Annotated in this window: 13 protein-coding genes; 5 read left to right on the top strand and 8 right to left on the bottom strand. The window is 42.0% G+C overall.

The window, feature by feature from the left end; translation table 11 throughout:
- Nucleotides 1–3: 3 nt before the first annotated feature.
- From IGJ74_RS00300 to IGJ74_RS00270, 7 genes are all read right to left on the bottom strand, one after another.
- On the bottom strand, nt 4–291 hold the full coding sequence (locus IGJ74_RS00300; protein WP_016611646.1) for a PTS Lactose/Cellobiose specific IIB subunit: 288 nt from the start codon (nt 289–291) through the stop codon (nt 4–6).
- Between the two features lie 155 nt (nt 292–446).
- Complete coding sequence (locus IGJ74_RS00295) at nt 447–1,454, bottom strand: LacI family DNA-binding transcriptional regulator (RefSeq protein WP_016611647.1); 1,008 nt, start codon at nt 1,452–1,454, stop codon at nt 447–449.
- 117 nt (nt 1,455–1,571) lie between these two features.
- A complete protein-coding gene (gene pulA / locus IGJ74_RS00290; protein ID WP_016611648.1) occupies nt 1,572–3,593 on the bottom strand; it encodes a type I pullulanase in 2,022 nt (673 codons plus the stop codon).
- A gap of 40 nt (nt 3,594–3,633) precedes the next feature.
- Complete coding sequence (locus tag IGJ74_RS00285) at nt 3,634–4,272, bottom strand: DUF624 domain-containing protein (protein ID WP_005232876.1); 639 nt, start codon at nt 4,270–4,272, stop codon at nt 3,634–3,636.
- Nucleotides 4,273–4,278: 6 nt separating this feature from the next.
- Nucleotides 4,279–5,166 (bottom strand): carbohydrate ABC transporter permease, encoded by an 888-nt coding sequence (locus IGJ74_RS00280; RefSeq protein ID WP_005232877.1) that lies wholly within the window; start codon nt 5,164–5,166, stop codon nt 4,279–4,281.
- A 16-nt stretch (nt 5,167–5,182) separates the two neighbouring features.
- Entirely contained in the window at nt 5,183–6,115 is a 933-nt protein-coding gene (locus IGJ74_RS00275) for an ABC transporter permease (protein ID WP_005232878.1), read from the bottom strand.
- 148 nt (nt 6,116–6,263) lie between these two features.
- Nucleotides 6,264–7,934 (bottom strand): extracellular solute-binding protein, encoded by a 1,671-nt coding sequence (locus tag IGJ74_RS00270; RefSeq protein WP_016611650.1) that lies wholly within the window; start codon nt 7,932–7,934, stop codon nt 6,264–6,266.
- A gap of 205 nt (nt 7,935–8,139) precedes the next feature.
- Here IGJ74_RS00270 and IGJ74_RS00265 point away from each other — a divergent pair, with 205 nt between their 5' ends.
- On the top strand, nt 8,140–9,645 hold the full coding sequence (locus IGJ74_RS00265; protein WP_087664737.1) for a response regulator transcription factor: 1,506 nt from the start codon (nt 8,140–8,142) through the stop codon (nt 9,643–9,645).
- Entirely contained in the window at nt 9,639–11,342 is a 1,704-nt protein-coding gene (locus IGJ74_RS00260) for a sensor histidine kinase (protein WP_140405528.1), read from the top strand. The genes IGJ74_RS00265 and IGJ74_RS00260 overlap by 7 nt, the downstream gene beginning before the upstream one ends.
- Before the next feature lie 74 nt (nt 11,343–11,416).
- On the opposite strand, the gene IGJ74_RS00255 is transcribed toward IGJ74_RS00260, so the two are convergent.
- Nucleotides 11,417–12,118, bottom strand: a complete 702-nt coding sequence (locus IGJ74_RS00255) for a TetR/AcrR family transcriptional regulator (protein WP_035006404.1) — start codon at nt 12,116–12,118, stop codon at nt 11,417–11,419.
- Between the two features lie 224 nt (nt 12,119–12,342).
- On the opposite strand from IGJ74_RS00255, the gene IGJ74_RS00250 reads away from it, so the two are divergent.
- Genes IGJ74_RS00250 through IGJ74_RS00240 form a run of 3 tightly spaced genes read left to right on the top strand, consistent with a single transcriptional unit; the run spans nt 12,343 to nt 13,407 of the window.
- Entirely contained in the window at nt 12,343–12,669 is a 327-nt protein-coding gene (locus IGJ74_RS00250; RefSeq protein WP_005232883.1) for a PadR family transcriptional regulator, read from the top strand.
- Nucleotides 12,656–13,246: a DUF1700 domain-containing protein gene (locus IGJ74_RS00245; RefSeq protein WP_005232884.1), complete on the top strand. Its 591-nt coding sequence runs from the start codon at nt 12,656–12,658 to the stop codon at nt 13,244–13,246. Before IGJ74_RS00250 ends, IGJ74_RS00245 begins: the two co-directional genes overlap by 14 nt.
- The gene (locus tag IGJ74_RS00240; RefSeq protein ID WP_005232885.1) at nt 13,243–13,407 is read left to right on the top strand and encodes a hypothetical protein; all 165 of its coding nucleotides are present in this window, start codon (nt 13,243–13,245) and stop codon (nt 13,405–13,407) included. The genes IGJ74_RS00245 and IGJ74_RS00240 overlap by 4 nt, the downstream gene beginning before the upstream one ends.
- Nucleotides 13,408–13,697: the final 290 nt, after the last annotated feature.

The raw sequence follows: 13,697 nt of genomic DNA, 5'->3' as shown, positions 1-13,697 counted from the left end.
TAGCTAAATTTTTATTTCTTCGACGATTCGTGCTACATTTCTGCTCAGAAATTCCTTATCCGTCAGTAAAACGATTTTTTTATTAGGAAAGGCTGTTGCGACTTTCGCTTGATTGAAGCGGGTTTGAGGAGCTAAAATCAAAAAATCATAGTCATTTCCCACCATAAATATTTCTGAAAAAGGCGCGGAATTCACTTGGTAATGCTGATCATCCGCTAGTTGTTCTTTGAGCGCTTTGACGAGCAGTGCGCTGGAGAGCCCAGTTGCACAAAAGAGACCGATCTGTGTCATCTATTCACTTCCTCAAAATGTAATCCCTTACTTTTTACACCTTAAATATAGCATAAGCTAAATATTTTGCAATAGTTTTAGATAAATATTTTTGTTTAATAACTAAAAAAAGACAAAACGCTTGCTAAACGTTTTGTCTTCTTCTTATTTTTTTCTTATTTGATGCTTTCGCGTTCGACGATCGTCGTGGCGACCAGCATTTTCAGATGGTTTTCATCTTCACTGGTGATTTTCTCGATCAAGCGTCGCACGGCTTGGCGACCAAGGTACACTTTATCTACTTTGACGGTGGTCAGCGGTGGGTTGCAAAATTCCGCCAAAGGAATATCATCGAACCCAACGATGGCCAACGGATGATCGGGGAACACTTCGCGAATGGCTTTCATTGCACCGATGGCGATGTTGTCATTGACCGCAAAAAAGGCGCTTGGTAACGGCCGCTGATCGGCACGCAAGGATTCCAAATAGACCTTCATGTCTTGATATGAGCCCTCCAAGGTGGGTTCTACTAAGGCTTCCGTCTCTTCATAATGGATCAGATCATGCTCTTGGATCGCTTGAATAAACCCTTGCTTGCGTTCACGGAAATTGTTGATTTGAAAGGTTGAGTTGATGATGCCAATGTCTCGGTGGCCTTTTTCGATCATCTTTTCAACGATCTCATAGGCGCTGTCACGATTATTGATGGCGACAAAATCAAAGTCCTGCGAATTAAAAATCGTATCTAAAATCACTAAGGGTACTTCCAAATGACGGAAGACTGCTAAATCTTGTTTTTCCAATTCCGTTCCTAACAATAGCAAACCATCTACTAATTCTGGGCGGATCTTTTCGATCGGGTCTTCCTCTGGCGCCAATGTGATATGGGAAATGACCAATTCATAGCCTAACGCGCTGCATTCCATTTCGATCCCCCGGATCAATTCAGAAAAGAAAGGCGTATCCCCTACGACATTTCCTTGTTTGTTCATTACAACAAATTTGATCTTTTGGCTTTCCGTTTTTTTAATTTCTCGCTGATCAAAATACCCCATCTCACGAGCGATCTTCAAGATCGCTTGCCGTTTTTGTTCACTGATCCCCTTACGATTGTTGATTGCATTAGAGACAGTTCCGCTGGAAACGCCAGCTTTTCGGGCAATATCAGAGATCACAACTTTCATTTGCTCACCGCTTTCTGCTTCTCATTCTGTTAAAAGTATAGCAAAAGAATTGTTTTTTTACTACTAAAAAAGCTAAAACAAACTAAAATTTTTAGTTTGTTTTAGCTTCTACTTTGATTAGTTACTTTGTTCCGCCAAAATGCAGAAGGATAAGGGGTCGATGGTTATTCTTGGCGCTGCTACGCCGCGAGAAGTGATCCCAGCTCCTTTGGGGTCAGCAATGATGTGCCAAGAAGCATTTTCTGTTGCCGTCGGTAAGCCAAAGGACCAGCTTTCTTCCGTGCTGTTGAGTAAAACGAACAAGGAACGCCATGGATGCTGTTTGTCACGATTGGGTACTTGATACGCCAAGCGATTTTCATTCTTTGTCTCATAAAAGACCATGCTTTCAGCCGTTTGGGTCGTGGCATCTCTCAATGGTGCATAGGACTGCCGCAATGCCCACAAGCCCCGATACAGCTCGCGCAACTCTTTGAAGGTTTTGGCACGTGACCAATCCAGCTGATTGACTGCCAGTGGCGAACGGAAGGAATTTTCATCTCCTTCTTTGGTACGGCCAAATTCTTCCCCAGCTTGAGTCAGCACTGCTCCTTGGCTAGTAAACAAAATGGCTGCTGCTAGTTTATTGCGGGCTAAAAGCTCAGGATCAAACTCATAATTTCTTTCCTTCACTGAAGCCTGCATGGTTGCCACCAGCTTGTCCCATAAGGTCAAATTATCATGGACTGAAGCATAGGCGATCACTTGGCGGGGCGATTTTGCCCAGCGCTCGGCGCCTTCTTGTGCGGCAACTTTCGTATTTCCTTGAATCGCCGTTGCCAAATTTGCTGCATAAAAGGTTTGCTTGACTTGCGGTTGACCATTCATTCCTTGAATAAACGCGCCGTCTGTTTCTTCAAAGACATCGCCTTTGATACTGTCTCTTAAATCATTGCTAAAAACAGCAACACCTTCTGACAGTGCCCAAACATTACTTTTATTTGCTGGGATATTCGGCTGAATAATTTGATTGCTGCCGGCATCCCATGGCTCGCCGTATAAAATCACATGGCTGAAGCCGGCATCATCTAGGCGTTGCCGCAATTGGTTCATGGTTTCCACATCGATCAAGCCCATCAAATCAAAACGAAAGCCGTCGATTTTGTATTCTTGCGCCCAATATAAAACTGAATCAATGATAAATTTACGCATCATTTTCCGTTCAGAAGCCACTTCATTGCCGCAAGCAGAACCGTCCGCAAAATTCCCTGCATCATCTTGACGGTAGTAATAATCAGGCACCGTCAAATTAAACCATGATTCTTCCGTGATCGCAGTGTGATTAAAGACCACATCCATCACAACGCCGATGGCTTCTTCGTGCAGCGATTGGATCATTTGCTTGCATTCACGAATCCGCGCCTTGGGATCACTAGGATCAGAAGCGTATCGTCCTTCAGGTACATTGTAATTTTTCGGATCATAGCCCCAATTGTAGGCAGACGAAGTTTCATCATTGTCAAAATCGAAGATCGGCAGCAGATGAACATAATTGATCCCCAGCTCTTTTAAATAGGCCATGCCAGTTGGTTGACTTTCATCTCCCACCAGATGGGTCTTTTTTTCAGTGAAGGCTAAATATTTTCCGCGATTTTCTGGTGAAATACCGCTGTTTTCGGCACCACTGAAATCTTCGACATGCAATTCCCAAATATAGGCATCTGTGATCGACTGCTGACCGACGCCGTGACTTTCCTGCCAACCTTCAGGATCTGTTTCCTTTAAATCAATGATCGCACCGCGGTTTCCGTTGATCCCTACTGCCTTGGCATAAAGATCCATCGCTTCTATTTTCTGCCCATCTCGTTGAAACTCAAAGGTATAAAACAGCTCCTTGACGTTTTCTTCCGTCGTGACTTGCCAACAGTTGTCTTCTTGAACCATTGGCAGCGTCAGCAGACGATCGTCAGTCCCAGCAACACCGCTTTGATAAAGCAATACTGAAACGGCCTCTGCCTCTGGTGACCAGCATTTGAACGTGGTTTGCTGTCCTTGAAAAGTCACACCAAGATCATTCCCGTGATACGTATGTTCTTCTAAAAAACCGATCCTGCGATCGATCGCAATCTTTTTTTCTCCATACTGCGTGTTTTGTCCCATCAAAATTCCTCCATTCAACGTTTCTAACTATAAAAGCCAGTTACTTTTCTGCTATTTCTACCTTCTCATATTTCTTGAAAATTGCCAACAATAACTGACAGCGTGCATACAAAAAACAGCTAAGACCAAAAAAGCAGGCAATGTACATGCTGAAAACCAGCGCATAGGGTGAAAGAAGCATGATGACAATAGGGGCTGCAGTCAGAATATGAAGACTAAGTATTTTAAAAGGGTGCTTTGCGGCGACTTTTATGCTGTTCAAAAGGATCGTTTTGATTCCGCTATCGTAACGTGCGAGTAAGAAAAACGAAACTTGGAAAAATTGAAGCCACATGAACGTACAAATTACTAAGCCTACGGTAAAAAGATCAGGCGTCCCTTTTAGTTGGAAATAATACAACCAATCAGCAGTCAAAAGCCACAAAGAAAAAAGTAGACTGATCCAGATAAGAGTGCTCTTTCGAAAGCTTTGGCAAAAGACCGACCAAAACTGCTGAACAACAGCCGGTGCTTTTCCTTCTATCAGATCAGTCGCCACTTTAGAACCCGCAGTAATGGCTGCACCGATCGTGAAGAGCGGCAAACTAAAAAACAAGAGTAGTACATTTAATAGGAGCAACTGGCTGAATTTCCAAGCGATTCGTGCGAAGAAGTTTTCTGAATGAAAAAAGTGTATCATGTGGGTTTACTCCTTTACTGATCCGACAACGATTCCTTGAACGAAATATTTTTGTAGAAGCGGATAAATAATCAATAACGGCACCACTGCCACCACGATCTTCGCTGCATTCAAGTTTCGATCAGAGACCGCTAGCAGACTTTGTAGCTGCTCGGAAGTCAAATTCCCAGCTTGTTGCATTGTTTCAGCAATGTTGACTGATAGTGTTTGGATATAGGTCATTAAAGGATAGTTTTCAGTCTTGGTCATATAGATCAGTCCACTGAAAAAATCATTCCAACTACCGACAATACTGAATAGAGAAACGGTTGCCAAACACGGCAAAGACATTGGAATATAGATTCGTCCCAAAATCTGCAGTGGGTTGGCCCCATCGATCCGAGCAGATTCTTCCAATGATTTGGGAATTCCCCGAAAGAAATTCATCACCAAGATCACACTGCCGATAGGGACTGCACTAGGTAAAATCAGGGACCAAATCGTATTCAATAATCCTAGATTGCGAACGACCAAATACGTTGGGATCATGCCGCCACTGAAGAGCATAGCGAAAACCATCACACTCATGAATAATTTTCTCGTTCGAAATACTTTTTTTGATTTAGATAGCGGATAAGCCATCGTTACGATCATCACCAAATTCAGCAATAAAGAGATCACCACACGAATGACTGAAATACCAAAAGAACGCCAAAACTGCTGATCGCTCATGATGCGCTCATAAGCCGCTAAGGTCAGATCTACTGGCCATAGCCCCACAGCATTTGCCGCGACGGCACTGCTGCTACTTAAAGAAAGTGCCACGACATTCAACATCGGTACTAAACAAGAAAGAGCCAAAACAATGACGATCAAATAAATTACTGCATGCCGTATACTAAATTTTTCTTTCATCTCTTTTTTCCTTTCCTTAAAACATCACTCTGTCAGTCTTCTTCTCCGCAATTTTGTTGGAAGACCAAATCAAGAATAGACCGATCACCGATTTGACCAGACCAACGGCAGTCCCTAAGCTGTAGTCTCTACCGATCAGACCGATTCGGTAGACATAGGTATCGATAATATCGCCGCTTTGATACACAACCGGAGAATACAGGTTATAAATTTGGTCGAAGCCGGCATTCAAGATATTAGGCAGCGACAAAATCGTCATCAGCAAAATAAAAGGCATCATCCCCGGCAGGGTTACGTGCCAGACTTTTTTTGACCAAGAAGCACCATCCATCGTTGCTGCTTCATATAATCCCGGATCGATCGAGGTAATGGCAGCAAGGTACACGATTGAACTGTAACCAAAACTTTTCCAAACATCGGTCCCGATCAGCAAACGAGGAAACAACTGATTACTACCCAAAAAGTTTAATGGTTCTACACCAAAGTTTTGTAAAATCTGATTCACCGTTCCATCAAGACTGAATAAATTGACCACTACTGAAGCCAATATGACCCATGAAAGAAAATGGGGCAAATATACGATGGTCTGAATGGAGCGTTTCATCCACTTTACACGCACTTCATTTAATAGAATCGCAAAAAGAATCGGTACGATCGTATTAAAGATAATTTTCCAAAAAGCGATAAAAATCGTGTTTTTAGTTACTAAGAAAATATCCGGTAAACTGAACAGGTAGCGAAAGTGCTCGAATCCTACAAATTCAGAACCCAATACACCTTTCGCTGGCACATAATCTTGAAATGCCATCAATAACCCAAACATAGGACCATAAGAAAAAATCAAAATAAAAATGATGCCTGGTAAAATCATCCCTAGAAAGAAAAGCTGATCTCGAGAAAACCACTTTTTCTTTTCTTTTTTGCTTTCTTTTTCAACAGAAAGTTCCATTTACTTACTCCTCCATAAATTTTTTGCCTCACCAGCCGCTTGATGAAAAAATTCGAACAAAGAAAAGGCACCTGCAGTCGGTTTTCCTGCATACAACCTTGCTTTTCTTTGTTCGAAAGACGAGTGTCAGAACCGCTGGAGTGGCCGCTTAATTATCTGCTCGCTGATCTACTACTTCTTGCATTTCTTCAAGTATGGCTGTCCCACCTTGGCTATTCCAGGTTTCAACATAGTTGTCGAAGTTTTCCAGGGGTTCTTCTCCAGTGATAAACTTAATGAAGGTCTCTTCCTCCAGTTTCCCTACTTGTGCGCCGTTTCGTTCATTGGCTTTGATCGAATCAAAACGCGGTGGTTTCACTTCATTCAAGCGTCCTTGCTCTCTGATACCGCCCATCACATTATTGACGGCTAAATAGCGGGAGGCATAGCGGGTCCAGTCCACCGGATCAGTTTCTTCAGGGCTATCCAGATATTGCTTGATTTTTTCGGCGTTTTCTTTGATGAAGAAGTTGGAGATATCCTCGATAGATGTTTCGCCAACCGCCGCCTTGGAAGCTTCTACTGCATCATCAATCTCACTATAGGCTTTTAAGAAAACAACATTCCATGGACGAACCGTCCCATCGACATCCACTTTCGCATAGTCATAAATTTCCGGAAACTCGGCTTCAATATCTTCCGAGTTGGCAACTTCACCATAAATCAGATTGATCATCTCCATGATTTTTTCCGGCTCAGAAAAACCTTTGCGCACCACGATGTATTGCCCAGTGCCGCGGTTAGCCACGGCATTGACCCCTCCATCGCCGTTAGCATTTTCAAGGGCATAAGGAACAAATTCAGCATTTGGATCATTTTGTTTGGCTTGTACTAAGCCCCAGTCAGGCATGTGCCAAGGACCAAAAGCGATGCCCGTTTCTCCATTAACCATCATGGCATGGATATCGTCATACGTGCGGGTACCAAATTGCGGATCCATGAACCCTTCATCTTGCCAGTCCTTCAGTAGCGTTAGTGCTTCTTTCATTTCTGGCGTATTGGATCCATAAAACATCTGCCCATTCTCATCTTGGAGATACGATTTTGGGTAGGCTCCAAACGCATTCATGATGGCTGTTCCGGTATATGCCGTGCCGCCATGATTTGGCGAAGACAACCAGAAGGCCAATGGCAAACCAACTGCTTTTCCGGTATTGGCTAAATCATTTTCTTGAAAAGCAATCGCTGTTTCCTTCAACTCATCCAATGTAATTGAGCGATTGCCATCTTTATCCAGTTCAATACCTAGCTCATCTAGCCAGTCCTGGCGCAACCAGACAAGATTGGGCCCGAAGTCATCGCTAGTAGATGGGATCGCCATCAAGCGATCATCAAACGTGGCTGCTTCTAACTGAATCCCATCAAACGAATCATAGATGTCTTTTAGAAAATCGTCGGCATGCTCCTCAAATACTTCGGTCAAGTCTTCCACTAAATCATTGTTAACTAATTCTTCCAATTCATCTCTTGAACCGACAATCATCGTATCCGGTAGTTCCCCTGAAGCGATCGCTAGCGATACTTGACGATCATAGTCTTCCCCATGGGCTTCAAAGGCACTCTCCAGCTCGATGCCCAAGCGTTCTTGAATCAATCGAGTATATGCGTTATTGCTGTAAGAATCCCCCTCAGGCAGTTTCGAGTTCGGTGCGGTCTGGCGTCCGATCGTAATCACGGTATCCCCATTTTCATTGGTCTTTGCTTCTTCTGAACTGCATCCTGTCATAATAAGTGCTGAAGCAACTGCTGTTAACATTGCTGTCCCCCGCCTAAATTTCATTGTTTTCCTCCTCAAACTTTTTTGATATCCTTATTATACGCAATCGCTTCCACAGAAAATATAGCACTTTTTTCAGATTCATAGCACGATTTCCAGAAAAATAAAACGTTTACAAATTCGCTCTGTTGCTTTTTTTGTTTATCGCTTACTATAGAAAGAAGAAGCGACTGCGTAATTTTCTCTATACGAAAGGACGGCGAAAACCATGTACCGACTGCTGCTTGCTGATGACAGCTACGATCAAAGAGAAGTGATCAAATACTTCTTGAGTCAGCATGAAAAAGAATGGCTGATCGAAGAAGCCAAAAATGGCCGCGAAGCCTGGCAGCTTTTTCAGAAACAGCCCTTTGACTTGATAATTACCGACGTAAAGATGCCCTTTATGGATGGACATGCCCTAGTAGCGAGAATCAAAGAAGCAGTTCCTGAAATTCCTGTGATGTTTATCAGCGGCTTTGAAGATTTTCATTATGTAAAAAAAGCCATACAGTTACAAGCGGTTGACTACCTCTTAAAACCAATCGACCCTGATGATTTTTATGAACAAATAAATAAAATCATTCTTTTTATTGATCAACAAAAGCAGCGCGCTTACACAAAAACAATCGCACAAACCCATTACTTGAAAGAGATTTTGAGTAAACTTTTTTATGGCTATCCTTGGCATTCACTGCCGAAGGAAGAGCAATCGATTGCACAAGATTTTTTTAAGACTCATCCCTCTTTTTTTCTCGTTACTTGGCCGCTGGATTCTTGGAATGCGCCGGATTTTGTCCCTTCGCTATCTGCTGCATTTCCTGAAATGTTCAGTTTGTTTTTAGCTCCAGCACAACTGCTCTTTTTTAACGAACCTTTGCCAAAAAGGGAAATCGAAGAGCGAAAAAACAACTTAACTACCTATTTTTCCAAACAGTTTCAGCAAAAAATAACACTTTTTGACAGCGGACCAGTTCCCCACCATTCAGGGGTGTATGGCACCTATCATGACTTACTGAGAACCAGTCAGCGGTCTTTTTATCAGCAAAACAAAGGGAAAATCTGCCAGCTGCTTCCGGGAGATCACTACATCGTCAAGAAAGCGCTTTTCGAAAAAACCGTTTCGTATGTGAATCAATACGAAAGTAAAAAAGCCCACGCGCTTGTGAAAACAGTTTTCGACTGCTTTGAAACAAATGGACGTGAGGAACCAACCAATGCCAAGTTTTATTTTGCGACCTTTTATCAAACAATCCTCGATCAGTGCACGATCACTTTTGATGCGGAGTGTGGCGCTAATCAGATTGGAAAAATACTGGAAGCGCCAAGTCTGCAACTAATTGCGGATATTTTTGATGCCCTCTTCCATTATATCCATGATGCATTGCTTCAAATCAACGGGAGCCAGTCAAATGACTATGTGCGCCAAGTAAAATCCTATATATTCGCTCATTTTCACCAAGAGTTGAGCTTGGATCGGTTAGCAAAGGAAGTCAATATCAATCCTAACTACCTAAGCGAATTATTCAGTACTTCTGAAGGCATGGGTATCACCAAATACATCAAGTCTTACCGTATCAAACAGGCTCAGAAGCGTTTAAAGAACTCGAACTGCAGCATTCGAACTATCTCCAAACAAGTTGGCTTTAATCATTATTCCTATTTTTGCAAAACGTTCCGAGAAATTGTCGGAATGACGCCGGATGCGTATAGAAAGAGAGGTCCCTTTTGTTAAGAAAAGTCCACGATTGTGTTAAAAATTTTCGTTTTCAAAAAAAGATCGCCCTTATTTCAATTCTTTCAAGCATTGTTCCTCTGATCGTTTTGACCTTTGTCGGGGTATCTATCATCCGAGCCTTTATCCAACAGCAGGAAAAAAGTGCTTACTCCGATAATCTCAAAAGTATCAGCTATCAGTTAGAAAGCAAGATCCACACCTATCGGGACAGCCTGCTCTTTTTAGCCAACAATACCGCCTTGACGCAAGAGCTTTCTAGTCAACGCTTCTCAAACTTTGATCAATACAATCTCTTTCAAAATACGATCGTGCCTTTGTTTCACAGTGTTCGTTTTCCGCAAGCAGATATTAAAGGCATCACGCTATACACCACGATCGATCTTTATGATCATGGGCAATACGTCAAAAAAATCACGGCTGATACAGCACTGCCTTTTCTAAAAGAAAAACCTTCGACCGAGATTCGAACGTATTTTGACAAAGAACGGGAGGAACTTTCTTTTTATACCAACCTTTTTTTAAAAGGCCATACCGCAGATTCCTTAAACTACATCGTTTTAACCATCGATCGAGCAGCATTGTTCACGAATCTTGATGCAGTCACTGAGGAGCCTTATGATTTGACGATTCAGTCAGAGACCGGGCAGACGCTTTACCGCATTGATTATTTGACGAAGCAGCAACGTACTCAAAAACAGTGGCTGGTTGGAAACGCAGTTATTGAAGAGGCACCTGTACTGCTGGATAATCATTGGCAAATCGTTTTTGTTAAAACCGCACAGTCATTTTTCAGCAGTTTACTGTATCTAGTTGGTGCGGCACTTATTATCTTTGGTTTTGTATTAATGATATTGGTTTTATCCAGCTGGTGGTTGGCTAAAACCGTGGTACAGCCGATCAACTCTTTGACCCAGCAAATGGCCTCTTTATCAATGGATCAATTCAAAATCCAGCACACATATTCTTCAAAAGATGAAGTCGGACAGTTATACACCAATTTTCAAAAAATGCTAGATAAAATCGCTGAGCTGATCAATGAAGTATATGAAGCCGAATTGAAACAAAAAGAATACGAATTGCGGGCTCTGCAAGCCCAGATCAATCCGCATTTCTTTTATAATTCCTTAGCACTGATCAGCAATACTGCCACACTAAACGGCAATCACGAGATCCGTGAGATGGCTCAGCTGCTGTCTCGATTCTACCGTCTCAGCCTAAACCAAGGATCCAACCGGCTATCCATCACCAAAGAACTCGATCTAACAATCACCTATGCTAAAATCCAGCAAAAAATGCATCACCATTCCTTTGATTTAGTCCTCGAAATTGACTCAGATATCGATGAGTATCCGATGATCCATCTGCTCTTGCAGCCGTTTGTCGAAAATGCCGTCTTTCATGGGCTTGATCATATTGAAGATGACCGCAGAGGGGTATTGACGATCCGCTGCCTCAAAGAAGGACAATGGCTACGGTTTGAGATTCAAGACAATGGTCCCGGGATTGATCCTGAACAGCTAAAACAACTGGAGGAACCTTCTGATCAACATTATGGTATCAACAATGTACGCCAGCGGCTAGCATTGTACTATGGCACGCAAGCTTCCTTATCGATTCAATCAGTAAAAGGTGAAAACACCACAATTGTTCTACTCATACCGCAAGACTTACCTCCTCAAAAAAACCGTCAGTGAAGAATGTTTAATCACTAACGGTTTTTTGGTGTCAAAATATTCAGATATTTATTTTAATGCTTGATTTCAAGTACCTATTCCTCTACAGCAAACGCACCAACCTCTAATAATCCTTGCCGACCCTGGTCTCGCGTCACGCCTTTTGCTTTCTTTAACATTCGTTCCCAATACTCCATGGTATCTTTTATAAAATCCTTGTTGCCGTCAGTACACCCTTCACGAATAAACAGCAATACCAAACCGCTAAAAAAAATCAAGGCTTCTTCATGGTATTTCCTCAGATCGTTTTCTTGCTCACATTGAAAAACAGCTGATTCAGCGATTGCTTCTTGAAAATATGCAAAAGAACACTCTTTTATGTAGGGACCACAACCAATATCATTTAAAAATAATGCAAAAAAGAGGGCTCGATTGCGACTGGCGAACACGTAATAGTCATGCCAAAAACAGTATAGAGGATCCAGTGTCATCACCGTCTCTTTTTTTGCTTCATGAATGTCATGGAAGACATCATCGACCATTGCCTGTTTATAATTTTGCATGTTTGAAAAATTCAAATAGATTGGTTGGGTCGATGTTCGTGCATATTTAGCAATGTCGCGGACAGTGATTGGCCGATAAAGATATTCCACCAGATATTTTTTTAAACAGTTGATCAAATATTTTTTCGTAATCGTTGCTTTTCTCATAATACCCCTTCCTTTCTTGAGGCGATCAGCTCTCGCTAACGCTCCTCTACTCTCACTTGCTTTCTTCCAGTGAAACACCACCAACACCCAATTTTCTTACTGAAAGTAATCTGCATACTTCTACTTTAACAAAAAAGAGAACGTTAACATATACTTTCTGCCGAATTTCTTAATTTTGTTTTATATTTTTGACCATTTTTCTAAAAACCTTCCTGTTTTCCTCGGCTAAGTCTTAAGACTGATTTTTTTGATACTACTTGTGAAATGATACTATGTAATGTATAGTATGGATATGAACAGGAGGAGAGCCTTTGGATGCCCAATTAAAAAAAGGATTATTGGAAATTTGTGTTTTAGCCTATTTGCAGCACGGGGACTCTTATGGCTATGAATTAGTCAAAAATATTTCTCCTTTACTACCAATCTCAGAATCCACCCTCTACCCTATCTTGAAGCGCTTAGAAGCCAGCCGAGCGGTTGAGACTTACAACAAGAGTCATCAAGGACGGACCCGAAAATATTACCGCTTGACCAAACTTGGCAAACAGCGGATCGACGATTTTTTAACCAACGACTGGCCCCAATTGACATTGATCCAGCGATTTATTAAAGGAGGAACACTAGATGAACAGAGTTGATTTTATCAAGGCATTGGCTGCAGAATTATCTGAAAAAGTCAGACCTAGCGAGATTCATCAGCTGATCAACTATTATGACGAGATGATCGAAGATTTGATGGAAGAAGGATACACTGAAGAAGAAGCCGTGGCACGCCTTGGCTCCCCAAAAGAACTGATCCAAACAGTCACAGAAACAGAAGAGGTCGTGGTAGAGATTCCTCGCCGCTTTCATCCCTTTTTGCTCTTGATCTTAGTGCTAGGCTTTCCATTGTGGGGCAGCTTATTGTTAAGTGCCGCTTTGCTGATCCTAAGCTTTTTAATAATCATCTGGTGTGTGCCTTTCACCACTGGCATGATTGGTGTCACTACGTTTATCGGTGGGATTGCTAGCGTTGTCTTAAGTCCCATGCTGATGGCGGATGGTTTCTATCTCTTTTTAAGTCAGTTAGGCGTGGGGATTTTCTTATTTGGTTTAGGGCTTCTTTGTCTGATCGCCACTTATAGTATGAGCCGACCTTTTTCACGTCTTACCCACTCCCTTGTCGTTTGGCCAAAATCATTTGTTCAAAACTATCGAAAGAAGGCAGTCCTATGATCAAAATCAATAAGCGCTTTTTCGTTTTTCTCAGTCTGTTGTTTATTATTCTCGGACTGGTCATCACCTTTATCGGTTTTTCAATGTCAGGGTACTCACCTGATGCCTACCATATTGAGCATCGTCGTTGGTATCAACTGATTGGTTTCTACACAGACTAATCGGCAAAAACAATTATAAGTTGCTTTTTTCGTCAGAAAAACAAGTGATTTGCATTAATTTCATGTATTGATGAAAAAATTGAACTTTCCTTTTTGACCTCACCATATTACTATATAGGTACATCCTGTATCCTATTTCATAGGGTAACCAGAAAAACCCATACCATCCTATGGGTTTTTTTGTTGTTTATAAAAGCAAAAAAACGTGCCGCAAGTCCAGTTATCGCCAAGCCAGCTATTTTTAGCTAACCTTGGTAGAGCCTGTCTGCAGTACGTTTTTTCTAATGCTC

This window comes from Enterococcus sp. AZ009, assembly GCF_050548785.1.
Classification (GTDB): Bacteria; Bacillota; Bacilli; order Lactobacillales; family Enterococcaceae; genus Enterococcus_D; species Enterococcus_D entomosocium.
This window is presented reverse-complemented; position numbering and strand designations above follow the sequence as displayed.

What these genes read in the sequence shown, in the direction of transcription:
- IGJ74_RS00300 (WP_016611646.1), bottom strand. Translation starts at nt 291, where the DNA reads ATGACACAGATCGGTCTCTTTTGTGCAACTGGGCTCTCCAGCGCACTG.
- IGJ74_RS00295 (WP_016611647.1), bottom strand. Translation starts at nt 1,454, where the DNA reads ATGAAAGTTGTGATCTCTGATATTGCCCGAAAAGCTGGCGTTTCCAGC.
- pulA (WP_016611648.1), bottom strand. Translation starts at nt 3,593, where the DNA reads ATGGGACAAAACACGCAGTATGGAGAAAAAAAGATTGCGATCGATCGC.
- IGJ74_RS00285 (WP_005232876.1), bottom strand. Translation starts at nt 4,272, where the DNA reads ATGATACACTTTTTTCATTCAGAAAACTTCTTCGCACGAATCGCTTGG.
- IGJ74_RS00280 (WP_005232877.1), bottom strand. Translation starts at nt 5,166, where the DNA reads ATGAAAGAAAAATTTAGTATACGGCATGCAGTAATTTATTTGATCGTC.
- IGJ74_RS00275 (WP_005232878.1), bottom strand. Translation starts at nt 6,115, where the DNA reads ATGGAACTTTCTGTTGAAAAAGAAAGCAAAAAAGAAAAGAAAAAGTGG.
- IGJ74_RS00270 (WP_016611650.1), bottom strand. Translation starts at nt 7,934, where the DNA reads ATGAAATTTAGGCGGGGGACAGCAATGTTAACAGCAGTTGCTTCAGCA.
- IGJ74_RS00265 (WP_087664737.1), top strand. Translation starts at nt 8,140, where the DNA reads ATGTACCGACTGCTGCTTGCTGATGACAGCTACGATCAAAGAGAAGTG.
- IGJ74_RS00245 (WP_005232884.1), top strand. Translation starts at nt 12,656, where the DNA reads ATGAACAGAGTTGATTTTATCAAGGCATTGGCTGCAGAATTATCTGAA.
- IGJ74_RS00240 (WP_005232885.1), top strand. Translation starts at nt 13,243, where the DNA reads ATGATCAAAATCAATAAGCGCTTTTTCGTTTTTCTCAGTCTGTTGTTT.